Genomic DNA, 22487 nt, shown 5'->3' on the forward strand with positions numbered 1-22487 from the left:
GAGCCCCGATCCATCCCGCCGCGCCAGGGTCTTGACGAGTCCTGGGCGCCAGACCTAGCCTTGATCAACAACATTGTTGATCAACGGGGAGATTGACTAGTGGAGCCCGCCAACGATCCCGACGCGGACGACCAGCTCGACCGGGCCTTCCTGGCCCTGGCCGATCCGGTCCGACGGCGGCTGATCGCGCGCCTCAGTCGCGGCCCGGCCTCGGTGAACGACCTTGCCGCGCCGTTCGCGATCTCGAAGCAGGCGGTGTCCCGACACATCCAGGTGCTCGAGCAGGCCGGTCTCGTGACGCGCACGCGCGACGCGCAGCGCCGGCCGGTGCACCTGGACCCACGGACCCTCGAGTCGCTCACCGCGTGGATCGACACCTACCGCCTGCTCCACGAGCAGCAGTTCCGGCGCCTGGACGCGGTGCTCGCCACCGCCGACCGGCCCGACCGCGCCCGGTCCGATCACGACCGGGCGGACAACCCATCGCAAGGAACCCCGGACAAGGGAGTAGAGAGATGAGCACCAACCCCGTCACCATCACCGCGCCTGAGGGCCTGCCGTTCGTCGACTTCACGCGCGAGTTCGACGCCCCCGTCGAGGCCGTCTACCGCGCCCACCACGACCCCGAGCTCGTCCGCCAGTGGCTCGGGCCGCACGGCTACGAGATGAGCATCGAACGCTGGGACCTGCGACCCGGCGGTGGCTACCGCTACGTCCACACCGACGGTGCGGGCCGGTCGTACGGCTTCACCGGCGTCTTCCACGTCGCCCGGCCGCGCGACCTGATCGTCCAGACGTTCGAGTTCGACGGGTTCCCGGACGTCGTGAGCATCGAGTATCTCCGCTTCGAGGACCTCGGCGACGGACGCACGCGACTGTCCGGCCACGCCGTCTACCCGAGTCAGGAAGCGCGCGACGGGATCGTCGCGGCGGGCCAGGCCCAGGGGATCACCGAAGGGTACGAACGGCTCGACACGGTCGTGACGGGCCTGCGGGTGGGGTGAGGCAGCGGGGAACCGCCAGGAAATCGAGGAGCTCCCGAGAGAGGCAGCCCGATCCGGTTCACCGCGGAGTCGCTGGCCTGGCGCGCGTCTCAGGATCGGCACCGGACGTGCCGGCGGGCTCCGTCGCGGGTTCGTCCTGCGTGGCGGCCCAGCTCGCCAGGAGGCGGAGCCCGTCGTCCGATGCTGATCCTGCTGCGGCCGTGTAGATGGTGAGGTTGAGGCCGAGGTCGGCGGTCAGCTCGAGCGCTTCGTAGGTGAGTGTCAGGTCGCCGACGACGGGGTGGTGGAAGCTCTTCGCGCCGGCGGAGTGCAGGCGGACGTCGTGCTTGGCCCAGCGCTGCCGGAAGTCGGCGCTGCGGGTGGAGAGCTCGCCGACGAGGTCCTGGAGATCGCGGTCGTGGGGGTCGCGGCCGGCCTCGGTGCGCATGATCGCCACGGCGACGTCCGCGGCGCCGTCCCAGTCCGGGTAGAACAGCTCGGACCGTTCGCGGTCGAGGAACGTGTAGCGGGCGAAGTTCGGCGGTCGCTGCGGGTCGAGGTAGGCGTCGGAGTAGAGCGCGCGACCGAGCACGTTCGCCGCGAGGAGGTCCATCCGGCCGTTGCGGACGATGGCGGGGCTGTTGACGATCGCGTCGAGGGTCTGCTGCAGCCCGGGGCGCACCTCGGTCTTGCGCGGGCTGTGGCGCGTGCGCCGGGTCGGTGCGGCGTTCGCGGCGCTCCACAGGTCGAGCAGGTGGGCCGCCTCGGCGTCGTCGAGCTGGAGGGCCCGGGCGACCGAGTGCAGGACGGACTGCGAGACGCCGGCCAGGTTTCCGCGTTCCAGCTTCGCGTAGTACTCGACGCTGATGTCGGCCAGGGTCGCGACCTCGCCGCGGCGTAGCCCGGGTACCCGCCGGTTCGATCCGGTGATCAGCCCCGTCTGCGCCGGCGTCAGCCTCGAGCGTCGCGTGACCAGGAAGTCTCTGACCTCGTCCCTGTTGTCCATGCGACCACGCTACGGGGCGTTTCGCGGCTCAGGGATGCCCTGTCAGTACACGCTCCGTCAGGGTCTTTCCCGGCGAGTGCGACCGGGATTGACTCGTCTCGCACCGCGGTCCTGGACCGCGACAACCCCTCAGCCCCGAAGGAGCCCCCCGTGCTCGCAACGATCATCTACGCCGCCGGTGATGTCCGCGTCGAAGAACGCCCGGACCCGACCATCCTCGAACCCACCGACGCGATCATCCGCATCACGGCGGCGTGCGTGTGTGGGTCGGACCTGTGGCCCTTCCGCGGCGCCGACGCCGTGACCGAGCCGACGCCGATGGGACACGAGTACGTCGGCGTCGTCGAGCAGGTCGGTAGCGCAGTCACCACGGTGAAGCCCGGCCAGTTCGTGATCGGCTCGTTCGTCGCCTCCGACAACACCTGCCCGAACTGCCTGGCGGGGTACCAGACCTCGTGCGTGCACCGGCAGTTCATGTCCGGCTCCCAGGCCGAGCTGCTGCGCGTCCCGCTCGCCGACGGCACCCTCGTGGCCACCCCCGGGATGCCCGACGACGACCTCATCCCGAGCCTGCTCACCCTGTCCGACGTGATGGGGACCGGTTGGTTCGCTGCGGTCGCCGCGAATGTGCGCCCGGGCGGGACCGTCGCCGTGGTGGGCGACGGCGCCGTCGGCCTCCTCGGCGTCCTGGCCGCCCAGCAGATGGGCGCCGGCCGGATCATCGCGATGAGCCGGCACGCGTCCCGGCAGACGCTCGCGCGCGACTTCGGCGCGACCGACGTCGTCGAGGAGCGCGGCGATGCGGGCGTGGCCCGGATCAAGGAGCTCACCGGTGGGCTGGGCGCGGACTCGGTCCTGGAGTGCGTCGGCACCCAGGAATCGATGATGCAGGCCATCCGTTCGACCCGTCCCGGTGGCTCGGTCGGCTACGTCGGTGTCTCCCACGGGGTCGAGCTGCCCGGCCAGGAGCTCTTCTTCTCCCACGTGCACCTGCACGGCGGGCCGGCCCCGGTGCGCCAGTACCTGCCCGCGCTCATCGACCTGGTGTGGACGCGCCAGATCAACCCGGGCAAGGTCTTCGACCTGACGCTCCCGCTCGCCCAGGCGGCGGACGGCTACACGGCGATGGACGAGCGCCGCGCGATCAAGGTCCTCCTGCAGCCGTGACCTTCGATCGCCCCGACACCCCGGACGGAACCGTGCCGTGAGCGCCACCACCCTGAGCAAGCCCCCCGCCCTCACCCCGGGGAGCCTTCCGCTCCCGTGGGCGGCGCTGTTGGTGATGGCGCTGACGGGGTTCCTCCTGATCGCGACCGAGACGATGCCGGCGGGTCTGCTGCCGCAGATCGCCGTCGGTATGGGCATCACCGAACCCGCCGTGGGGCTCTACGTCAGCGCCTATGCCCTCGGCACCGTGATCGCGGCTATCCCGGCGATCACGCTCACCCGGGGTCTGCGCCGCAAGCCGCTGCTGCTGGTAGCGCTCACCGGGTTCCTGGTCGCGAACACGATCACCGCGCTGTCGCCCGACCTCGTGCTCTCGCTGGCGACGCGGTTCCTGGCCGGGGCGTTCTCCGGGCTGCTGTGGGGCCATGCTCGCCGGTTACGCCCGCCGGATCACTGCCCCCGAGCTGGCCGGGCGGGCGCTGTCGATCGCCTCGCTCGGCACCCCGGTGGGGCTCGCGGTCGGCACGCCGTTCGGGTCCTGGCTCGGCACGACGCTGGACTGGCGGTGGTCGTTCGGGGCGCTGTCGATCCTGACCCTGATCACGCTCGCGCTGATCGCGGCGCTCGTGCCGGACGCGCCCAGCCAGCGCGCCGAGACACGGATGCCGCTGAGCTGCGTGCTCGCGATCCCGGGGGTCGCGGCGATCCTCGCGGTGATCTTCGTGTGGATGCTCGCGCACAACACCGCCTATACCTACATCTCGGTCTACCTGCGCACCGCGGGCGTGGGGCTGACGGTGGACGCCGCGCTCGTCGTCTTCGGAGCCGCCGCGCTGGTCGGGATCTGGATCACGGGCGCCGTCGTCGATCGGGCGCTGCGTCCGCTCGTGCTCGCCAGCATCGCCCTGTTCGCGGTCGCGGGCGGCATTCTCCTGCTCGGGCACGGCTCCTTGATCGCGGTGCTCGCCGCGATCACCGTGTGGGGCGTCGCGTTCGGCGGCGCGGCCGCGCAGGTGCAGACCGCGATCGGTGACGCGAGCGGTGCGAACGCCGACGTCGCCAACGCGCTCGTCGGGGTTTCCTTCAACCTCGCGATCTTCACCGCCGGCGTCGTCGGGGCCCTGCTCGTCAGCGGTGGCGACGGGCTCATGCTTCCGACCGCAATGATCGCCCTCGCCCTCGTGGCACTGGCGATCGCCGCAGTCGCGCGGCGTGCGGCGTTCCCGGCGGGCAGATGAAACCTCACCAGCTCGCGTCGCACCTCACCGACGGCACCGCCGTCACCATCGAGCCCACGAAGGGTCCGCTATCCCGATAGCCTTCATCGGTTGCGTCTGGGCGCCGTCGAAATCTCGGTGACCAGCTGGGACGGGACGCAACCCACAAGGAATCGGGATGGAACTGGTGTCACGCGCGCGCAGCATCCTCACGGCCACGCTTCTCTTCAACTCGCTCACGGCGATCGGAGGGGGGCTGAGTCTGGCGACCGGAATGCTGCCCGTACCCCAGTACCTGCTCCGGAACACCTCGGTCGGGAACTACTTTCTGCCCGGGCTGTTCTTCGGCATCGTGGTGGGGGGCAGCGCGGCGGTCGCAGCGGCGACGTCGCTGGCGCAGACGCGCAGGTCGCTGCATCTCAGCGGTGCGGCCGGAGTCATCCTGATCGGCTCGATCGTGGCCGAGACGGCGATCATCGGGGCTTTCGGCTGGCTTCAGGGCGTGTACCTGCTCGCCGGGGTGCTGGTCGTCGTGCTGGCGTGGCACCCAGCTGTGGGTCACGCGCCGGTGCCGCAGCGCCTGGATTCCGTCGCCGCTACGCAGTGATCGAGCCACGCGTCAACGTCGGCAGCGGAGGCGGCTCGCACGGTGATCCCCAGTTCGGGCTGGCGCACCGCCACGGCGCCGCCGCGAGCTACGGCGTGAGCAAGGCGGCCCTGCACGCCCTGACCGCAACCCTCGCGGCCGAGCTCGCCGGGACGCCGGTGGTCGTCAATGCCGTCGACCCCGGCCTCACGGCGACGTGGCCGGGGGCGCAGTCGATGGGCGCCCGTCCGATCGGCGAGAGCGTGCCCGGCGTGGTCTGGGCGGCGACCCTGCCCGACGACGGCCCCCGCGGCGGCCTCTTCCGCGACGGGCAGCCCCACCCCTGGTGATTCGAGCGGCCGGGGAGGGCAGCTATGCCGGGTCCGCCAGCCCGGTCCCGCCCGTCAGGACATCCGTCTGCATGATCGTGCACAGCCTCTGCGGTTCCTCGAACAGGGGGCTGTGCGCGGATTCGGTGAACGTGTAGAAGCCCTTCACCGGCGCGGCCAGCTCCTCGTAGTAGGACCGGGCCAAGGGGTAGGAGACCGTGTAGTCGAAGACCCCGTGAAAGAAGTAGACGGGGATCTCGAGCTGGGTGACCGTCGTGGTCAGGTCCGTCGAGAGCTGGGCGTTCCAGTAGCCGTCACCGGAGAAGATCTTGCCGCGCCAGAGGTTGAGCTTCTCGCCCAGCGTGTACTCCCGGTTCCGGAAGGACGGCAGCAGCAGCCCGGTGACAACCGAGGTCATCTCGTGGGTCGTGCCGATCCCGAGGCGGTGCATGGCTGAGTCGCGAACCGCGAGGTAGCCCTTGGGCAGCGGGACCGCGTCGGTGACGGGCGCGTCTTCGAGCTTCCGTGCCATCTTCGCGTCGCCGTCGTCGTTGAACGTCTGGAGCATGTAGGCGGACGCGAGCTTCTCGGACGCGAGCTGGTTCGTCATCTGGGCCACGCCGATGTAGGCGTGGAACAGCTCCGGGGCTTGCGCGGCGGCCTGGATCCCGATGAAGGTGCCGCCCGAGTGCCCCATGAGGTAGATCTTCTGTTTCCCGAAGCGCTCGCGGAGGTAGTTCGCCACCGCCACGGTGTCGGCCACGAGCTGATCCGGGTTGACGCTTTCCGGCGGGACGTCAGAGCGGTAGGAGAGTCCCGAACCGCGCTGCTCCCACCAGGCCACGGTGAAGTGCTCGTCCAGGCCGGTGGGGAAGTCCTGGGTGAGGAAGTAGTCGGGCATGCCCCCGTGGAGGTAGAGCAGCACGGGGTTGCTCGAGTCCCCGCCCTTGATGAACATGCCTTGCTCGACGCCGTTGATGGTGACGTGGAGCTTCTCCGAGATGCTCCCCGGCACCACCGTTCCGCCGGCATCCAGGAACGGCGTCGGCCGTCCGGGGCTCCACCTCAGCACGACCCCGACAAGGGCGAGCAGTGGAACCAGCACGATCGAAGCTGCGGTCAGCATGACGACGCCGAGCCCTTCACGCGAACCTCCGGGTAGCCGATCGGCTGCCTTCGATCAGCCATCATCCCGTTCCCGCGCCGCGACCTCGCACGGTGGTGCGACGGCGTGTCTTTCCTACCCGGCGTGCTAGCGTCTATCCTATATTATCTAGGATACGACAACCGAGACGGCAATGAAGCCCAGATCTCGAGCGAATCATCACGAGGAAACGAGATGCACCCCATGTCTACTGAGTTCCCCGTCGAGCGGACCGCCATCGTCACGGGGGTCGGCGCCCCGCGCGGCATCGGCCGCGTCGTGGCCCGCCGGCTCGCAGCGGAAGGCTGGAGCCTTGCCCTGATCGACATCGACGAGTTCGGGGTCGCGGCATTCAAGAAGGAGCTGGACGCAGAAGGATTCGAGAACGTCGTCGCGATCCCCACGGATATCAGTTCGGCCGAGTCGGTCGACGCGGCCTTCGCCCTCATCGACAAGGAGCTGCCGGCCGTCGTCGGCCTGGTGAACCTCGCCGGAATCCCGTGCCCTACCGCGCTGCTCGACCTGTCCCTCGAGGAGTGGAACCGGGTGCTCGCTGTCAACGTGACCGGTTCCTTCCTCATGCTGAAGGCCGCCGCACAGCGCATGGTCACGACCGGCGTCGGACGCATCGTGAACACGTCCTCCATCACGGCCTTCGACGGCGGCGGCACGTTCTCGAAGGGCGCCTATGCGGCGGCCAAGGCCGCCGTGCTCGGGCTGTCTCGGGGCGGGGCGCGTGAGCTCGGCAGGTTCGGGATCACGGTCAACACGGTCGCTCCCGGCCCGATCGACACGGACATCATGGGCGGCAGGCTCACCGACGAGCGCAAGGCAGGCATGGCCGCCGACATCCCGGTGGGGCGCGTGGGTCGGCCCCAGGACATCGCCGCGATCGTCTCGTTCCTGCTGTCTCAGGAGGCGGGCTTCATCTCCGGCGCGACCTACCAGGTCGATGGCGGGAAGTACATGCACTAGCGAGGGTATATCCTATAGGAACTTCAACGACGAGGATCAAAGGACACTGATGTTCACTGCTCAGGACTGGCCAATCGCGTGCAACATGCTGTCGTTCGGGAGCACGGCCCCGGATGGGACTCCCCTCAAGGACGCGCCCGCGTCGGTGTGGGCCGGGCAGCTGCGCCAGGTGCGCCAGCTCGGTTTCGACTTCATCGATCCGACCGATGCCTGGGTGCCCCTGGGGGCGCTGGACGACGTGCGCGTGAAGGAGTTCCACACGGTCCTCGCCGATGAGGGACTTGCTGTCTCCTCGATCTCGATGACGCGCAACAGCGTGGTCGACCTCAAGAACGGCGAGGCGAACCTCGCGATGGCGCACCGGCTGATCGACCTGGCGCCGGAGTTCGGCGCGACGATCGTGAACACCGGCTTCATGCAGGCAGTCACCCCCGCGCAGCAGAAGGCGCTGTGGTTCTGGCTCGCCGAGGGTCACCACGACGACCCGGCGCTGCGCCCGCTGGCCATCGAGCGCATCCGCGAGCTCGGCAACCACGCCGAGCAGAACGGCATCCAGCTCAGCCTGGAGATGTACGAGGACACCTACGTGGGCACTGCGGACGACGCGGTCTCGTTCGTCACCGACGTCAACCATGCGGCGGTCGGGCTGAACCCCGACATCGGGAACCTCGTCCGTCTGCACCGGCCGATGCCGGCGTTCATGGAGATGTTCGAGAAGGTCCTGCCGTTCTCGAACTTCTGGCACATCAAGAACTACTTCCGCGACGAGGACCCCCAGACCGGCTCCTACGCGTCGGCGCCGATGCCGCTCAAGACCGGGATCATCAACTACCGCAACGTCATCCGCCGCGCCCTCGAGCTCGGCTACTCCGGCCCGTTCTGCTGCGAGCACTACGGCAGCGACTCGCTCGGAGTCTGCGCGGAGAACCGTGACTACATCAAGCAGGTGCTCTCGTCGGCCATGGCCTGACGGTTCGAACGACCACGCACCGCTAAGACAACGCACGGCACGATCAACGCACCGCTACGAGTGGAGCAAGAGCCATGAGCAAGACCATCAACAGCGTGACCGTCGTAGGCGCCGGTTACATGGGCGGCGGGATCGCGCAGAGCCTCGCGCTCTCGGGATTCACCGTCCAGATCGCCGACGTCGACGTCGCCGCCGCGCTCAAGGGGCTGGAACGCCTGCTCCAGGAGGCGCAGGAGTTCGAGGACCAGGGCCTGTACAAGCCCGGCAGCACGGAGCTCATCCGGGCGAACCTGAGCGCGGGCAAGCCGATCGAGGAAGCCGTTGCGGACGCTGACTTCATCGAGGAGGCCGTGTTCGAGGTGCTCGCCGTCAAGCAGGCCGTGCTCGCCACGATCTCCCAGTACGCCCGCCCCGACGCCATCATCGGCACCAACACGTCGACCATCCCGGTCAACGTCCTGGTGCCCGCGGTCACGCACCCGGAGCGCTTCCTCACGGTGCACTTCTCCAACCCGGCCCCGTTCATCCCGGGTGTCGAGCTCGTCGCCGGCACGACCACGACGCCCGAGGTCATCGATGCCGTGAAGGACCTGCTCGTGCGTGCCGGCCGCCAGGGCGCACAGGTGGCGGACACCCCCGGGATGGTGCTCAACCGTCTGCAGTACGTCCTGCTCAAGGAAGCGACCGCCATCGTCGAAGAAGGCGTCGCCACCGTCGAGGACGTGGACACGATCGTCCGCACGACGTTCGGGTTCCGCCTCGGCTTCTTCGGGCCGTTCGCCATCGCCGACCAAGCCGGGCTGGACGTCTACAAGAACTGCTTCAAGACGTTCGAGGACGCGTACGGGCCCCGGCTCGCGACTCCTGCGCTGCTCACCGACGCGGTCGCGGCCGACCGCAAGGGCACCAAGAACGGCAAGGGCCTGACGGGCGACTTCGACGACGAGACGAAGGCGAAGCTCATCGCGTACCGGAACAAGGCCTACTCGCGCATGGGCGACCTCCTGCGCGAGCTCGGCCCGGCACCCAAGGGCAAGTAGCGCCGGAACAGCTTTTCGAGGAACTTTGCGCGGGGCGCGGTTCACCTCCGGGTGATCCGCGCACCGCGGAGCGGCAGGGGTCGACTTCGGCTGCCCATCAACGGCTCTCAATGCGGAGAGCGCGACGGTGCGTCAATCCTCGACCAAAGACAGCTCGTGTGAGATCCAGAGCAGAAAGATCATCTTCATGGCAATCGTCAGGCGAGCCCAGCTGGACCGATCGCGAAGCCTCTATCTCGCGGCCGGCGTCGTCATCTGTCTCATCGGTCTTTACCTCATCTTCAAGCCCTGATCGGAAAAAGCTCAGCCGTTTCAACGTTGTTCGCCTTGGCACAAGAACAGTAGATACTCAAAGAGGAGTGTTGATGTCGTCCGCAACTAGCAACGACTTGTTGGAATCGCCGGTCCTGAAATCGGCGATAAAGAAGGCTGTACGTCGTCTCCTGCCTATGCTCATCATTCTCTATGTCATCGCCTTCCTGGACCGTACGAACGTCGGCTTCGCCGAGACCGGGCTCGGCGCGGACCGCGGCGTCTCCGCGGGGGCGTTCGCGCTCGGCGCCGGGATCTTCTTCATCGGCTACGCGATCTTTGAGATCCCCAGCAACCTGATGCTCAAGCGCGTCGGTGCCAAGTTCTGGCTCGCGCGCATCGCCATCACCTGGGGCATCGTCGCGGCGTGCTTCGCGTTCGTGCAGGGGGAGTCGTCCTTCATCGCCCTGCGGTTCCTCCTCGGCGTGACGGAGGCCGGACTCTTCCCCGGCGTCATCATGTTCCTGGCCGCATGGTTCCCCAACAAGGTCCGGGTGCAGATCTTCGCGATCTTCTACCTCGCGCAGCCGCTCTCGCAGATGGTGGGTGCCCCGTTGTCGGGGATGCTCATCAACATCGGCGAGAAGCTGCCCGGCATCGAGGGGTGGCAGCTCATGTTCGCCTCCGAGGGCGTGCTGGCCGTGCTCGCCGGCATCGCCGCGTTCTTCTTCCTGATCAACGGACCGGAAGATGCGAAGTTCCTCACCCATGAAGAGCAGGCCGCGCTGCAGGAGATCATGGCGCTCGAGGACACGGTGCGGGTCGAGGCCGGACCCTCCGGTGTCTGGGCAGCCATGCGCAACGGGCGGGTCTGGTACTTCACCGCCGTCTACTTCTGCCTGCAGATCGCCGTCTACGGCGTCACCTTCTTCCTGCCGCAGCAGGTTGCGGAGCTCACCGGACAGAAGGTCGGGCTGACGGTCGGCCTGCTGGTCGCCGTCCCCTGGTTCTTCGCGATCTTCAGCACCTACTTCATCGGTCGCGCCGCCACCACCATGGCTCGCCGCCGCAACCTCGGGGTCTGGCTGTTCGTCTCCACCGGGGTCTGCATCTTCGGTTCGGCCTGGGCGGGCACGAACCACCTGCCCGTCATCGGCCTGATCTTCATCACCCTCGCGGTCTGCAGCTTCCTGGCGGTCGGACCGATCACGTGGTCGTACCCGACGGCGTTCCTCACGGGCACCGCGGCCGCCGCAGGGATCGGTCTGATCAACTCGCTCGGGAACCTCGGCGGCTTCGTGGCGCCGATCCTGCGGACGCAGGTGAACCTCTTCATGGACTCGTCGACCGGTTCCGCCGGCGTCTACGCCCTCGGGGTGCTGCCTTTCGTCGCCGCGCTGCTCATGTACGGCACCAGAAGGCTTCGGACCACTGCCGATGACCTGCTCGACGTCGAGGCCCGTGCGGAGGCCCTCGTCTCCTGACCGCCGCGTTTCGATGCCCCGCCGGGCCGGTCGATCTGTCCCTCCGGGACGGTCGGCACCTCCGGCGGGGCATCGCTCGTCACCCCTGATTCCCCGCACGATGAGAGAGAGGGCCTCATGCCCAAGGTCGCAGTGCTGCACACGAGCCTCGTGTTCGTGACCGTCGAGCCGGTGATCACCGACCTGATCACCGAGCTCGTTCCCGACGTCGAGATCCTGCACTTCGTCGACTCCGACGTCCTCGCCACCGTGGTGCGCGAGAAGGGCATCTCGGCCCGCAGCGAGGAGCGGATGGTCCTGATGGCGCGGGCCGCCGAGGTCGCCGGCGCCGACGTGATCTTCTCCGCCTGCTCGTCGCTCGGGCCGACGCTCGATGCGGCCGGACGCGCCGTCGGCATCCCGGTGGTCAAGATCGACGAGGCCATGGCGAACGACGCCGCCCGCTTCGACCGGATCGGCGTGCTCGCGACCGTGCCCACGACGCTCGGCCCGACGAGCGACCTCATCGCCGGCAAGGCGCGCGCGGCCGGTCGATCGGTGCGGATCGTGCAGCGGCTGTGCCCCGGGGCGTTCGACATCCTCCTGGCCGGCGATCGCGAGCGTCACGACGGCCTGGTGGCCGCGCAGGCCTCAGGCCTCGCGGCCGAGGTGGACGTCATCGTGCTCGCCCAGGCATCCATGCAGCGGCTCGTCCCGCGGCTCGAGAAGGAGACCGGCCTGCGCGTGCTGTCGAGCCCGCGCTCGGGGGTGGAGCACCTCGCGCGCGTCGTCCAGGCCCAGACGGCGGCGCCGTAGCGCCCTGAGGTCGCGGGGTCGCGCGCGGCGACCCCGCCGGACTACTCGCGCTCGTTCACCGGGTGCCGCAGCTGTTCGGCGGCACCGTCTGCGAGCGACCGCAACCGGACCGCGTCGAGGTGGTCGCGCATCGCCTGCAACGTCTTGGCGGGATCGTCTTCTTGGAGGGCGGAAAGGATTCGCCCGTGCTCGAGCGTCGCCTCCGTCATGTCCCTCAGGCCGAGCTCGACCGACTGGCGCATGCGGTGGATGTGGGACCCCAGCAGACCGGCCATCTGCAAGATGTACTGGTTGTTCGCGTGCTGCATGATCGTGAAGTGAAAGGCCCAGTCCGCGTCGTAGAAGCGGCGGTAGGCAGCGATCCGGTCGACCTCGTGGTCGGGTGACGGTGCCTGAGTGATCAGGGCCACCACCTCGAGGTGCTGCTTCTGCGCCTCACCGAGCAACGGCTTGAGGGTGTCGGGCTGGCGGAGCGCGATCTCGAGCGCACCCAGCTCGACTATCCGCCTCGCGTCGTTCAGCTGGCTGATCTCGTCCGCGGTGAGCGGAGCCGAGACGCGGTAGCCACGCAGGGCAACTCGCGAGACGAGGCCCGTGTGCTCGAGCTGGACGAGGGCCTCGCGCACCGGGGTGGGGGAGACACCGAGCTCGCGGGCGAGACCGTCAATGTTGAGGTTCGCTCCGGGAGCGAATGAATCGCCCAGCAACATCTCGACGAGCCGGTCGAATACTCCATCGCGGAGCACTTTGCGCTGAATCTGAACTCGTGAGGGAGCGCGCCCGAGTTGGACCGAATCGTTCATACCTGAATGTTACCCAACTTCGTAGACGGTTGATCGTACTGCAAACATCCTATAGGATGACGGAACGGAGACAACGTCGTCGAACGTCTGAGGAGTCCGCATGTCTAGCCCGACACAGTCCAGGTGGCAGTCATGACGCGCCTGCTCAACGCCCCGAACGACTTCCCCGCCGAGGCGGTGCACGGTTTTGCCGTCGCGAACCCGCGGTACGTGCAGCAGGTGCACGGCGGCGTAGTCCGCTCCACCGAGTCGCCGTCGGGCCAGGTCGCGGTCGTGCTCGGCGGGGGGTCTGGCCACTACCCGGCATTCGCCGGCTGGATCGGTCCCGGGATGGCGCACGGGGTGGTGTGCGGGAACATCTTCGCCTCCCCGTCGGCCTCCCAGGTGCATTCCGTGGTGCGCGCGGCCGACAATCACGGGGGAGTGCTTCTCGGTTTCGGCAACTATGCCGGCGACGTCCTGCATTTCGGCCAGGCCGCCGATCGGCTTCGGGCGGAGGGTGTTGACGTCCGCATCGTGACCGTCACCGACGACATCGCGTCGGACACGGCGGAGAACTCGCTGCTGCGCCGCGGCATCGCCGGCGACCTCCTCGTGGTCAAGATCGCCGGTGCGGCGGCGGAGGCGGGCTGCGACCTCGACGAGGTCGAGCGGGTCGCGCGCAAGGCGAACGCGCACACCCGTTCTCTCGGCATGGCGTTCGGCGGGTGCACCTTGCCCGGCGCCGATCACGCCCTCTTCGAGGTGCCGGAGGCCACCATGGCCATCGGGCTCGGGATCCACGGCGAGCCCGGGATCTCGTCCGCTCCGCTCGGCACGGCCGACGACGTCGCCGATGCGCTGCTCGACGGCATCCTGGCCGAGGCGCCGGAGCGCGGGGTCGACGGCTATGACGGGCGGGTCGCCGTGCTCGTGAACGGCCTCGGCGCCACGAAGTACGAGGAGCTGTTCGTCGTCTACGCGCGGATCGCCGATCGCCTGGCGCGGCTCGGGATCACCGTCGTCGAGCCGGAGGTCGGGGAGCACGTCACAAGCCTCGACATGGAGGGGCTGTCCCTGACGCTCACGTTCCTCGACGCCGAGCTCGAGAGGTACTGGACCGCACCGGTCGACACCCCGGCGTTCCGGCGGGGCGCCTCGTCCCACCGTGCGCCCCGGGTCGAGCGCGTCGCCGTCGACGAGGAGGCAGCGATCGTGCCCGGGCTGCCCGTCTCGCAGGAGCTGGCCGCCCGGCTCAGCCTGGCGATCGACGCGATGGTGGCCTGCGCCGCCAAGAACGAGCAGCGGCTCGGTGACCTGGACGCCGTCGCCGGTGACGGCGACCACGGTCAAGGCATGGTGCTGGGGACCACCGGCGCCGCGGCGGCAGCGCACGGGGCCCTGGGCGCCGGCGCCGGCGCGCGAACGCTTCTTGTGAAGGCAGGCGAGGCGTGGTCCGAGAGTGCCGGTGGCACGTCGGGGGCGCTCTGGGGTTCCGCGCTCGCGGCGATGGGCAACTGTCTGAGCGACCGCGCCGGTGCCTGCCCGGACGAGCTCGTGACCGCGGTCAGCGCCGGCACCGACGCGATCCTTCGGCTCGGTGGCGCAACCCCGGGGGACAAGACGATGGTCGACGCGATCGTCCCGTTCATCGCGACCCTGCGGTCCTCTCGCTCGCAGGGCGCGTCGCTCCGTGCGGCCTGGGCCGCAGCCACCGAGGTGGCGGGTGCGGCCGCCGAGGCGACGGCGCTCATCACCGCCAAGCGCGGGCGTGCCCGGACGCACGGCGAGCACAGCCTCGGTCATGCCGACCCGGGTGCCACCTCGTTCGTCCTGCTCATGGCCGCCGTCGTGCCCGGACCGAAAGGCCCGGACCACACCGAAATCCCCCAACCAGCTGCAGTGACCGGAGCGCGCTCATGACCTTCCGCATCGCCATCGGGTCCGACTCCGCCGGGTACGAGTACAAGGAGGCCCTCAAGCAGGACCTGCTGGCGGACCACCGCGTGAGCGAGGTCATCGACGTCGGCGTGGGCGCCGGCGGAGACACCGCCTACCCGCACGTCGCCGTCGAGGCCGCGCGGCTGGTCGCGGGCGGGGAGGCCGACCGTGCCCTGCTGGTGTGCGGGACCGGGCTCGGGATGGCGATCGCCGCGAACAAGGTGGCGGGGATCCGGGCGGTCACGGCGCACGACGGCTACTCCGTGGAGCGCGCCGTCATGTCCAACAACGCCCAGGTGCTCACGTTCGGGCAGCGGGTCGTCGGACTGGAGCTCGCCCGGCGGCTCGCGCAGGAGTGGCTCGGCTACGAGTTCGACGAGACGTCGCACTCCGCGGCGAACGTCGCCGCGATCTGCTCGTACGAGCCGGACCTGATCGCCACATGACCGCGACCCGACCTTCTGGTCCACCGGCGACGGTCTGGGTCGGCACCGGTTGGAAGATGAACAAGACGCTGGCCGAGGCGCGCAGCTATGCGCGCGCGCTTGCGGCCACCGACCCCGGGCGCTGGCCCGGCGTGCAGCCGTTCATCCTGCCGCCGGCCACGGCCCTGGCGACCGTCAGCGCCGAGCTCGGACCGAGGTCGCACGTCCTGATGGGGGCGCAGAACGCCCATTGGGCGGACGACGGCGCCTGGACCGGCGAGGTCTCGGTGCCCCAGGTGGCCGACGCCGGGGCGCAGATCGTGGAGATCGGTCACTCCGAGCGGCGGGCGTACTTCGGGGAGACCGACGAGACCGTCAATCTCAAGGTCAAGGCGGTCCTGCGCCACGGCCTGACACCGCTCGTGTGCGTCGGCGAACCAGGGGACGTGTTTGCCGCCGGCGGTTCGGTCGCGCACGTGCTCCGGCAGGTGCGCGCCGCCCTTGACGGTGTGGCGGATGCCAGCGAGGTGCTGCTCGCCTACGAGCCGATCTGGGCGATCGGGTCGGGCGGGCGGTCGGCGGCGCCGTCGGACATCGCCGGCGTGTTCGCGGCGCTGGCGGCCGATTGCGGCGACTCGGTGCGCGGGGTCTTGTTCGGTGGTTCGGTGACCCCCGGCAATGCGCTCGCCACGCTCGGCGTCCATGGCGTCGGCGGGCTGTTCATCGGTCGTGCGGCCTGGCAGGTAGGCGCCTTCATCGCCCTCCTGGACCAGGTGGGCGCGGCTGTTGCCCGCCCGTGAGAGGAAGAGCTGACGGCCTGGCCGGCGCGCACAGCCTCGTAGTCGAGGCGCCCGCTGCGCGTCTCTGCCTCAGGGCCACCGTCCCGCCATCACGGCGCGGGACGCCGCCAGGTCGGCCGCCGAGCACTCGACGCCATACCCCTGGCCCAGCTCGGCCGGGCTCGGGTACCCGAAGGCGATGACGGTGCAGTCCGCGCTCCGCTCGACACCGCTCACCTCGCCGGAACCGCTACCGAGCTCGTGCTGCAACCAGGCCCGGCGAACCAGCGAGGGCACGCCCGCAACGGTATTGGTCCCCGGGCCGTCGATAGCGCCGATGAGGCGCCTTTGCGCGACGTGCGCCGCCTCATGCGCGACCGCCACTTCAACGGACGTGTTGGTCTTCTCGTCTTGATTGCACCACCCCGCCACGGCGCCGCTCAAGACAATGACATTCGGTTGCCAGGAGGTGACGACGCCGATGGTGCTGTGATTGTCCGAGATCACCGGGTCCACCACCACGTCAACCCCGGTAAGGCCCAGACGGGAAAGTACCGGCGCAGCCATTCTTGTGAGGCACTCATCGGCGCTCTGAGCGCTGGCCTCCACGCCGATCTGATGGGTCGTGCTGGAATACAGGCCGGCCTGGAGAAGGCACACCGCCGTGGTGGCGTAGGCGGCCCAAACACTTCGGGAAAACAAAAGCAATCTGCGGTTCATCGATTCAACCGTTTCTATGGGAATCCTTGGGATCTGCTACACTTATTGTCCCAGGAGCTACCCAAAAGAAACGAACCGACCGTTTTCCGAGATGCAGTTGCTGAATCTCGGGGTCGGTTACGGCTTATTGTTCTTGCCGTCCAGCCAGAGCTCGTTCGAGGCGTCGCGGTGGCTCCCCTGCGAGCCGACGTGCTTGCTGTCGATCGTCGCCCCGTTCTTGAACACGTGCACCAGCGCCATCGCGTGTCCTCGCCCGAGCCCGTAGTCGGTCGCCAGCCATTCGATGATCGGGCCCGCCTTGGTGCCGGGTTCGTCAAACCCGCGCTCGTGCGCCAGCGCGATGAACTGGCGAGGGGTCAAGCCCGTCTTGTCCTCGATCGTGTCGAGGTACGCCTGGAACGACATCTGCCTGTCCCTTCGGTCACGTTCTTTGCCGCTGCGGAAGGGTCCATCGTGCAGGATCCTGCTCAGGCGCGGCTACCGCTCGGGCGACGACTCGATCCGCACCGGGATCGAGCGCCGGCCCCAGTGCCCGACGGCGTCGCCGAACCGGCCCGGCACCGCTGTGCGGCACCCCGGGCACCGGCCGTCGGTGGTCACGTCGTACCGCGAGACCGCGTACCAGTCGCGCTCGACCAGCACGCGCCCGCACACCGGGCACGACGTCGTCTCGGCCGCCGGGTCGCGCACGTTTCCGGTGTAGACGAAGTGCAGGCCGACCTCGAGCGCCGTGGCCCGCGCGATGCGCAGCGTGGCGGGCGGGGTCGGCGGCACGTCGAGCATCTTGAAGTCGGGGTGGAAGGCCGAGAAGTGCAGCGGCACGTCGGGGCCGAGCTCGGCGAGAATCCACCGGCACATGCGCTCCACCTCGTGCGTCGCGTCGTTGTGGCCGGGGATGAGCAGGGTGGTCAGCTCGATCCACGTGCCGGTGTGCTCGTGCACCCAGGCGATCGTCTCGAGCACGTCGCGCAGGTGCGCGCCGGTCACCTTCCAGTAGAAGTCCTCGGTGAAGCCCTTGAGGTCGATGTTCGCGGCTTCCATCGCACCGAAGAACTCCGCGCGGGCCGGCGCGGTGATGTATCCCGCGGTGACGGCGATGGCGTGCAGGCCGAGCTCGTGGCACGCGAGGGCGGTGTCCATCGCGTACTCGGCGAAGATCACGGGGTCGTTGTAGGTGAACGCCACCGAGTCGCACCCCGCAGCTCGGGCGGCCTGGGCGATGCCGTCGGGGGTGGCGACGGCGGTCAGCCGGTCCCGCTCGCGGGACTTGGAGATGTCCCAGTTCTGGCAGAACCGGCAGTTCAGGTTGCAGCCCGCGGTGCCGAACGACAGCACCGCGGTGCCCGGGTGGAAGTGCGCGAGGGGCTTCTTCTCCACCGGGTCGATGGCGAACCCCGAGCTCCGGCCGTAGGTGGTCAGCACCATCCGGTCACCGTCCCGGGCGCGCACGAAGCAGAACCCGCGCTGTCCCGGGTGCAGCCGGCAGCGCCGCGGGCACAGGTCGCACTGCAGCCGCCCGTCGTCCAGCTCGGACCACCACCGGGCGGTCGGAGCGTCGGGCCAGGTCGCTGCCTCGGGGGGTGCCGCGCCCGGGGCAGGCGCTGTGCTGTCGTCCCGCACGGCGCTCACTCCACTTCGAGGGGGTCGGGTACCTCGGACCACGCCCTGACCGTGTACGTCTGCAGCGTCATGCCCTCGTGCCAGACGCCGGGCGCGACGCCCGCTTTCAGCGACAGGTGCCAGAGGAACTGCGCCGGGTCCGGCATGCTCCGCCACATCTGGGGCAGGAACGACGCCCGGCGGCCGGCGCGGGTCGTCAGGATCACGCCGTCGACGCCCGGGCGCAGCGCGGCGCAGGCCTCGCGCAGGCCGGACACGCGCAGCGGCCGGGGAGGGGTCAGGACGGAGACCTCGATCGCGACGACTCCAAGCTCGTCCGGCGTCATCGGGGCGAACCTCGGGTCGCGTGTCGCGGCGGCGACCGCGTTGACCCGCACGTCGTCCAGGACGGGGCGCCGGGCGGCGAGCGAGCCGATGCAGCCGCGCAGCCGTCCGTTCTCGGTCAGGGTCACGAAGGTCGCCCCCGGCTCCTGCGCCCAGGCGGGGGGACTCTCACCGGGGACGGTCGTCATTCCGAGCTCCCGCGCGATGGCCGCGCGGGCGGCGGGCAGCAGCACCTCGCCCGCGTCGTCGGGCAGGTCAGGCATCGTCGTCCCCTTCGAAGGCGAAGGCGCAGTACCCGACGACCCGCGTCCGGCCGCCGGCGGTGTCCCCGGAGCTGCACGCGCCCAGCAGCACCGGGCGCAGGCCGTGCCGGCGGGCGGCGACGAGCATCCCGTTGACCGGCGTGGCGCCGCACGCCTGCGTGTGGTCCAGCGAACCGTCGAGGGCGCTGATCTGCGCGATCGTGCCTGCATCGACGCGCCGTGCTTCGTCGTAGGGCAGGTAGTGCGACAGGTCCGAGCTGATCACGACGAGGGACTCCGGCCCACCCCACAGCTCGTCGAGCACGTCGGCAACCGCGTCGCCGGTCGCGAACCCGGCGAGCAGCGGGACGATCTCCACGTCGCCGAGCGCGCGCTGCAGGAACGGGAGCTGGACCTCGAGACAGTGCTCGGGCCGGTGGGTCTCGGCGACGACGCACGCCGCGGGGTCGCCGGCCAGGCGCTCCTCGGCCCACGCCTCCGCGACGGGGAGCACCCCCAACGGCGTGCGGAAGGCGTCGACCCCGGGCAGCGCCACGCCACGCACGGGCACGTGGTGCGTCGGACCGATCAGCACCACCCGGCGGATCGAGTCCCTGCCTCGCGCCACGCGTGCGTAGGCCAGGGCAGCGGTGGAGCCGGAGTAGAGGTAGCCGGCGTGTCCGCGAGCAGCCGATCGACGGTGGCGAGGAGCACCTGCGGATCGTCCGGGTAGAACAGTCCGTCGACGGCAGCTTCGCGAACGAGCCAGGAGCGCATGGGGCTCACTTCGCGGCGAGCACCGCGATCATCCAGAACCCGTAGGCGAGCGTGAGCACGCCGAGCGCGGTGACGCCCGTGGTCGCCCGACGCCGACCGGTATGACCGAACCCGAGGTCGAACAGGATGGACCGCACGCCGAGCATGGCGTGCCACGTGACCGCGATGAGGAAGAGCGACTCGATCACGATGATGACCGGGCTGTTCAGGTAGCTCAGCACGCTGTCGTAGTCCCGCAGGCCGCCGGGTGCGTCCACGATGAAGTGCTGGGCGACGAGGTGCACGATCACGAGCACCAGCAGGGCGCCGCCGGTGAACACCTGCAGGATCCACCCCCAGCCGCCGTGCTCCGGCCGGGCCGGGCGCGCGACCTGCTGCCGTTGCCGGTCCCGTTGCCGACTCCGCGGGCCCCGCTCCGGGACCGGCGCCTCACTCTTGCTCCGCACGTCCGCCGTCACCGGTCAACCCTCCGTCAGTAGGGCCACGGCAGCCGCCCCGAGCACCAGGACGCTCACCGCGGCCACCGAGACCAGCAGCGCCCGCTGCCGCCGCACGGCGATGCCCGTGCCCACCAGACCCACCCGGACGCCGTTGGCCGCGTGGTAGATCACGGCGAGGAACAGCACCAGGTCGACGGCGATGAAGGCCCGGTTCCCCGCGATGGCGAGGAACGCGTCCCACGTCGAGGGCCCGTGCACGAGCAGGGCGAGCACCGTGAGATGCACGTAGAGGTAGCCGACCAGGATCAGGGCCGACACCCGGTTGGCCACGAAGGCCCAGCTGCCGGTCCCGCTGCCGGGCCCGCCCAGCCAGCCGCGCAGCCCGCGGCGTTCTTCCGTCTTCATCGTGGCGCCGTCCGTTCCACGCGATCGCCCGACGGCGTCGCGTCGTCGTGAACATCGACCCGCCAGCCGCGGGTCAGGGTCCGACGGGTGAGCGCGCCCCGCAGGTGCATGATCCCGCCCGCGGGGTCGGCGCCCGTCGGGCAGACCTCGCTGCAGGCGAAGCTCAGGTGGCAGCGCCAGCAGCCCTGGTAGTCGTCGACCCAGTCCAGGACCGGCCGCGGATCCGTCCCGCGCGGTTCGGTGACCACCCGCCAGGCGGCGCCCAACGCGGCCGGTCCGAGGTAGTCGGGATCGGTCGACGCGATCGGGCAGGCCGACACGCACAGCCCGCACTCGACGCAGTCCTCGAGCCGCACGGTCAGCGGGTTGCCGGCCCGGGGGACGTCCCTGCTCGCGCGGATCAGCGGGCGGCCGGTGCGTTCGAACCGGGTGAAGAGCTTGGCCATGTCGACGACGAGATCGCTGACCACCGGGGCGTTCTCGATCGGCTCGATCGTGACCACGCCGGGCGGCAGGTCGGCCAGCGCGGTGACGCAGCCGAGCACCTCGGCGCCGTTCACGCGGACGCCGCAGGCGCCGCAGGACGAGTGGCAGCACGAGTGGCGCAGGGTCAGCGTCGGATCGGTGTGCCAGCGGACGCTGCGCAGCGCGTCGAGCACTGTCGTGCTCGGCTCGGTCAGCACGAGGTAGTCCGACATCGCCGGTTCCGGCCAGCCGGGCTTCCACCGGAACACCTTCAGCTCGCGGGTCGGTGCGGACGGGTCGGCAGGGGCGGTCTTGGCCTCCGGGGGAGTGGCGACCGGGGGAGTGGCGACCGGGTGCCGCCGGGCCGGGACGACGGATCCGCGCCGCCGCTCGTTGCGCGCCGTGTAGTACGCCGTGTGCGCCAGCAGCGGGTAGTCCCGGGTGCGGCACGGCGCGTCCACCCCGAGGTTGCGGGCCACGACGTCGGCCGCGGCCTCGGCCATCGCGCGCAGGGTCGTGGCCTTCCCACCGGAGATGGTCACGAAGCCCCGGACGCCGTCCTGCTCCGCGTGGTCGAAGCACTTGAACGTGCGCGACAGCTCCCGCCCGGTCTGGCTGCCGGCACTGCCGATCAGGGGCCGGACGGCGGACCAGGACGCGCGCACCTCGACGTCCGCCACGGCGGGGATGAGCCGGGCGCCCTGCTCGAGGATCGTGCGCACGTGGTCCTCGGGCACGTGCAGCTCGTCGGGGTCGTCGACGACCCACGAGCTGGTGCCGAGCACGCACAGGCCGCGCTGGGGCAGCACGATGTCGCCGTCGCCGGAGGGGTGCAGCCGGTTGATCACCATGTCGCACAGGCGCCCGCGCACGGCCACGAGCACGCCGGGGGAGCATCGCAGCGGGACCTCGACCCCGGCCATCTCGGCGATCCGCTGGGCCCAGGGGCCGGAGGCGTTGACGACCAGATCGGCGGTCAGCTCGGACTCCTCGCCGCTCACGTAGTCGCGGATCGCGACGCCGGTGACCGCGCCGTTCGTACGACGCAGCCCGACGACCTCGGTGAAGGTCCGCACGACGGCGCCGTTGCGCTGCGCGGTCGCGAAGAACCGCAGGGGCAGCCGCATCGCATCCATCGTGGCGTCGGGGACCCGGACGGCGGCCTTCAGCGACGGGGTGAGCCCCGGCTCGAGGCGCAGCGCCTCGTCCGCCGTGAGCAGGGTGGCCGCGATCCCGGACGCCCGGCAACCCTCGACGAAGCCCGGCAGGTAGTCCATGTCCTCGTCCGTGATCGCCACGAACAGCCCGTCGTTCTCCTCGAACGAGCCGCGCGCGATCCGGCGCAGGATCATGTTCTCGGTGATGCACTCGACGGCGGATTCCGCGTCGCCCACCGCGTAGCGCCCGCCGCTGTGCAGCAGACCGTGGTGGCGTCCGGTGGTCCCTGAGGTGACCTCACCTCGCTCCAGCACCGTGACCCGCATCCCGCGGAGAGCCAGGTCGTGCGCGACCGCGCCTCCCGTCCCGCCTCCCCCGATGACAATGACGTGCGGTCGATCAGACGGGACGCCTGCAGTCACTACCCTCACCTCCCGATGAGGTGACGCAATCGGTCGAGC

General features: G+C 69.9%; 25 protein-coding genes and 1 pseudogene. 15 read left to right on the plus strand and 11 right to left on the minus strand.

Features of this window, described 5'->3' with window-relative positions:
* The first annotated feature begins 99 nt into the window (after positions 1–99).
* On the plus strand, positions 100–519 hold the full coding sequence (locus VTA80_RS13235; RefSeq protein WP_407341561.1) for an ArsR/SmtB family transcription factor: 420 nt from the start codon (positions 100–102) through the stop codon (positions 517–519).
* Positions 516–1004 carry an SRPBCC family protein gene (locus VTA80_RS13240; protein WP_407341562.1) on the plus strand — a complete coding sequence of 163 codons (489 nt, stop codon included), beginning with the start codon at positions 516–518 and terminating at the stop codon, positions 1002–1004. Before VTA80_RS13235 ends, VTA80_RS13240 begins: the two co-directional genes overlap by 4 nt.
* A gap of 58 nt (positions 1005–1062) precedes the next feature.
* Here VTA80_RS13240 and VTA80_RS13245 read toward each other — a convergent pair whose 3' ends face one another.
* Positions 1063–1989, minus strand: coding sequence for a helix-turn-helix transcriptional regulator (locus VTA80_RS13245; RefSeq protein WP_407341563.1), 927 nt, complete (start codon positions 1987–1989; stop codon positions 1063–1065).
* A 150-nt stretch (positions 1990–2139) separates the two neighbouring features.
* Between VTA80_RS13245 and VTA80_RS13250 the strand changes: the two genes are divergently transcribed.
* The 5 genes and pseudogenes from VTA80_RS13250 to VTA80_RS13270 all read left to right on the plus strand — a co-directional run bounded on the left by VTA80_RS13250 (position 2140) and on the right by VTA80_RS13270 (position 5309).
* Positions 2140–3156: a zinc-dependent alcohol dehydrogenase family protein gene (locus tag VTA80_RS13250; RefSeq protein ID WP_407341564.1), complete on the plus strand. Its 1017-nt coding sequence runs from the start codon at positions 2140–2142 to the stop codon at positions 3154–3156.
* Positions 3157–3310: 154 nt separating this feature from the next.
* Positions 3311–3514: pseudogene (locus VTA80_RS13255) on the plus strand (MFS transporter); the annotation flags it as partial.
* Between the two features lie 67 nt (positions 3515–3581).
* The gene (locus tag VTA80_RS13260) at positions 3582–4394 is read left to right on the plus strand and encodes an MFS transporter (protein WP_407341565.1); all 813 of its coding nucleotides are present in this window, start codon (positions 3582–3584) and stop codon (positions 4392–4394) included.
* A gap of 157 nt (positions 4395–4551) precedes the next feature.
* Positions 4552–4980 carry a hypothetical protein gene (locus tag VTA80_RS13265; protein WP_407341566.1) on the plus strand — a complete coding sequence of 143 codons (429 nt, stop codon included), beginning with the start codon at positions 4552–4554 and terminating at the stop codon, positions 4978–4980.
* Positions 4977–5309, plus strand: coding sequence for an SDR family oxidoreductase (locus VTA80_RS13270; RefSeq protein WP_407341567.1), 333 nt, complete (start codon positions 4977–4979; stop codon positions 5307–5309). The genes VTA80_RS13265 and VTA80_RS13270 overlap by 4 nt, the downstream gene beginning before the upstream one ends.
* Positions 5310–5331: 22 nt before the next feature.
* Here VTA80_RS13270 and VTA80_RS13275 read toward each other — a convergent pair whose 3' ends face one another.
* Positions 5332–6414 carry an alpha/beta hydrolase gene (locus VTA80_RS13275; protein ID WP_407341568.1) on the minus strand — a complete coding sequence of 361 codons (1083 nt, stop codon included), beginning with the start codon at positions 6412–6414 and terminating at the stop codon, positions 5332–5334.
* Positions 6415–6636: 222 nt separating this feature from the next.
* On the opposite strand from VTA80_RS13275, the gene VTA80_RS13280 reads away from it, so the two are divergent.
* From VTA80_RS13280 to VTA80_RS13300, 5 genes are all read left to right on the plus strand, one after another.
* The gene (locus tag VTA80_RS13280) at positions 6637–7407 is read left to right on the plus strand and encodes an SDR family NAD(P)-dependent oxidoreductase (RefSeq protein WP_407341569.1); all 771 of its coding nucleotides are present in this window, start codon (positions 6637–6639) and stop codon (positions 7405–7407) included.
* 49 nt (positions 7408–7456) lie between these two features.
* The gene (locus VTA80_RS13285; RefSeq protein WP_407341570.1) at positions 7457–8377 is read left to right on the plus strand and encodes a sugar phosphate isomerase/epimerase family protein; all 921 of its coding nucleotides are present in this window, start codon (positions 7457–7459) and stop codon (positions 8375–8377) included.
* A gap of 74 nt (positions 8378–8451) precedes the next feature.
* Positions 8452–9417 carry a 3-hydroxyacyl-CoA dehydrogenase family protein gene (locus tag VTA80_RS13290; RefSeq protein WP_407341571.1) on the plus strand — a complete coding sequence of 322 codons (966 nt, stop codon included), beginning with the start codon at positions 8452–8454 and terminating at the stop codon, positions 9415–9417.
* A gap of 365 nt (positions 9418–9782) precedes the next feature.
* Complete coding sequence (locus tag VTA80_RS13295; protein WP_407341572.1) at positions 9783–11153, plus strand: MFS transporter; 1371 nt, start codon at positions 9783–9785, stop codon at positions 11151–11153.
* Positions 11154–11270: 117 nt separating this feature from the next.
* Positions 11271–11948, plus strand: a complete 678-nt coding sequence (locus VTA80_RS13300; RefSeq protein WP_407341573.1) for an aspartate/glutamate racemase family protein — start codon at positions 11271–11273, stop codon at positions 11946–11948.
* A gap of 41 nt (positions 11949–11989) precedes the next feature.
* Here VTA80_RS13300 and VTA80_RS13305 read toward each other — a convergent pair whose 3' ends face one another.
* The gene (locus VTA80_RS13305) at positions 11990–12694 is read right to left on the minus strand and encodes a GntR family transcriptional regulator (protein ID WP_407341574.1); all 705 of its coding nucleotides are present in this window, start codon (positions 12692–12694) and stop codon (positions 11990–11992) included.
* A 189-nt stretch (positions 12695–12883) separates the two neighbouring features.
* Here VTA80_RS13305 and VTA80_RS13310 point away from each other — a divergent pair, with 189 nt between their 5' ends.
* Genes VTA80_RS13310 through VTA80_RS13320 form a run of 3 tightly spaced genes read left to right on the plus strand, consistent with a single transcriptional unit; the run spans position 12884 to position 15896 of the window.
* Positions 12884–14653: a dihydroxyacetone kinase family protein gene (locus VTA80_RS13310; RefSeq protein ID WP_407341575.1), complete on the plus strand. Its 1770-nt coding sequence runs from the start codon at positions 12884–12886 to the stop codon at positions 14651–14653.
* On the plus strand, positions 14650–15117 hold the full coding sequence (locus VTA80_RS13315; protein WP_407341576.1) for a ribose-5-phosphate isomerase: 468 nt from the start codon (positions 14650–14652) through the stop codon (positions 15115–15117). Before VTA80_RS13310 ends, VTA80_RS13315 begins: the two co-directional genes overlap by 4 nt.
* A complete protein-coding gene (locus VTA80_RS13320; protein ID WP_407341577.1) occupies positions 15114–15896 on the plus strand; it encodes a triose-phosphate isomerase in 783 nt (260 codons plus the stop codon). The genes VTA80_RS13315 and VTA80_RS13320 overlap by 4 nt, the downstream gene beginning before the upstream one ends.
* Positions 15897–15965: 69 nt before the next feature.
* Here the strand turns inward: VTA80_RS13320 and VTA80_RS13325 are convergent, their stop codons facing one another.
* From VTA80_RS13325 to VTA80_RS13360, 8 genes are all read right to left on the minus strand, one after another.
* The gene (locus VTA80_RS13325; RefSeq protein WP_407341578.1) at positions 15966–16595 is read right to left on the minus strand and encodes a hypothetical protein; all 630 of its coding nucleotides are present in this window, start codon (positions 16593–16595) and stop codon (positions 15966–15968) included.
* Positions 16596–16712: 117 nt separating this feature from the next.
* The gene (locus tag VTA80_RS13330; protein WP_407341579.1) at positions 16713–17000 is read right to left on the minus strand and encodes a DUF4287 domain-containing protein; all 288 of its coding nucleotides are present in this window, start codon (positions 16998–17000) and stop codon (positions 16713–16715) included.
* 72 nt (positions 17001–17072) lie between these two features.
* Positions 17073–18215, minus strand: coding sequence for an AmmeMemoRadiSam system radical SAM enzyme (amrS, locus tag VTA80_RS13335; RefSeq protein ID WP_407341580.1), 1143 nt, complete (start codon positions 18213–18215; stop codon positions 17073–17075).
* Positions 18216–18220: 5 nt separating this feature from the next.
* On the minus strand, positions 18221–18802 hold the full coding sequence (gene amrA / locus VTA80_RS13340; protein ID WP_407341581.1) for an AmmeMemoRadiSam system protein A: 582 nt from the start codon (positions 18800–18802) through the stop codon (positions 18221–18223).
* Positions 18795–19550 (minus strand): AmmeMemoRadiSam system protein B, encoded by a 756-nt coding sequence (amrB, locus tag VTA80_RS13345; RefSeq protein WP_407345772.1) that lies wholly within the window; start codon positions 19548–19550, stop codon positions 18795–18797. Before amrB ends, amrA begins: the two co-directional genes overlap by 8 nt.
* A 13-nt stretch (positions 19551–19563) precedes the next feature.
* The gene (locus VTA80_RS13350; protein WP_407341582.1) at positions 19564–20016 is read right to left on the minus strand and encodes a hypothetical protein; all 453 of its coding nucleotides are present in this window, start codon (positions 20014–20016) and stop codon (positions 19564–19566) included.
* A 3-nt stretch (positions 20017–20019) separates the two neighbouring features.
* Positions 20020–20403, minus strand: a complete 384-nt coding sequence (locus VTA80_RS13355) for a hypothetical protein (RefSeq protein WP_407341583.1) — start codon at positions 20401–20403, stop codon at positions 20020–20022.
* Positions 20400–22448, minus strand: coding sequence for an FAD-dependent oxidoreductase (locus tag VTA80_RS13360; RefSeq protein ID WP_407341584.1), 2049 nt, complete (start codon positions 22446–22448; stop codon positions 20400–20402). The genes VTA80_RS13355 and VTA80_RS13360 overlap by 4 nt, the downstream gene beginning before the upstream one ends.
* Positions 22449–22487: the final 39 nt, after the last annotated feature.

Source organism: Pengzhenrongella phosphoraccumulans (assembly GCF_045689905.1).
Classification (GTDB): Bacteria; Actinomycetota; Actinomycetes; order Actinomycetales; family Cellulomonadaceae; genus Pengzhenrongella; species Pengzhenrongella phosphoraccumulans.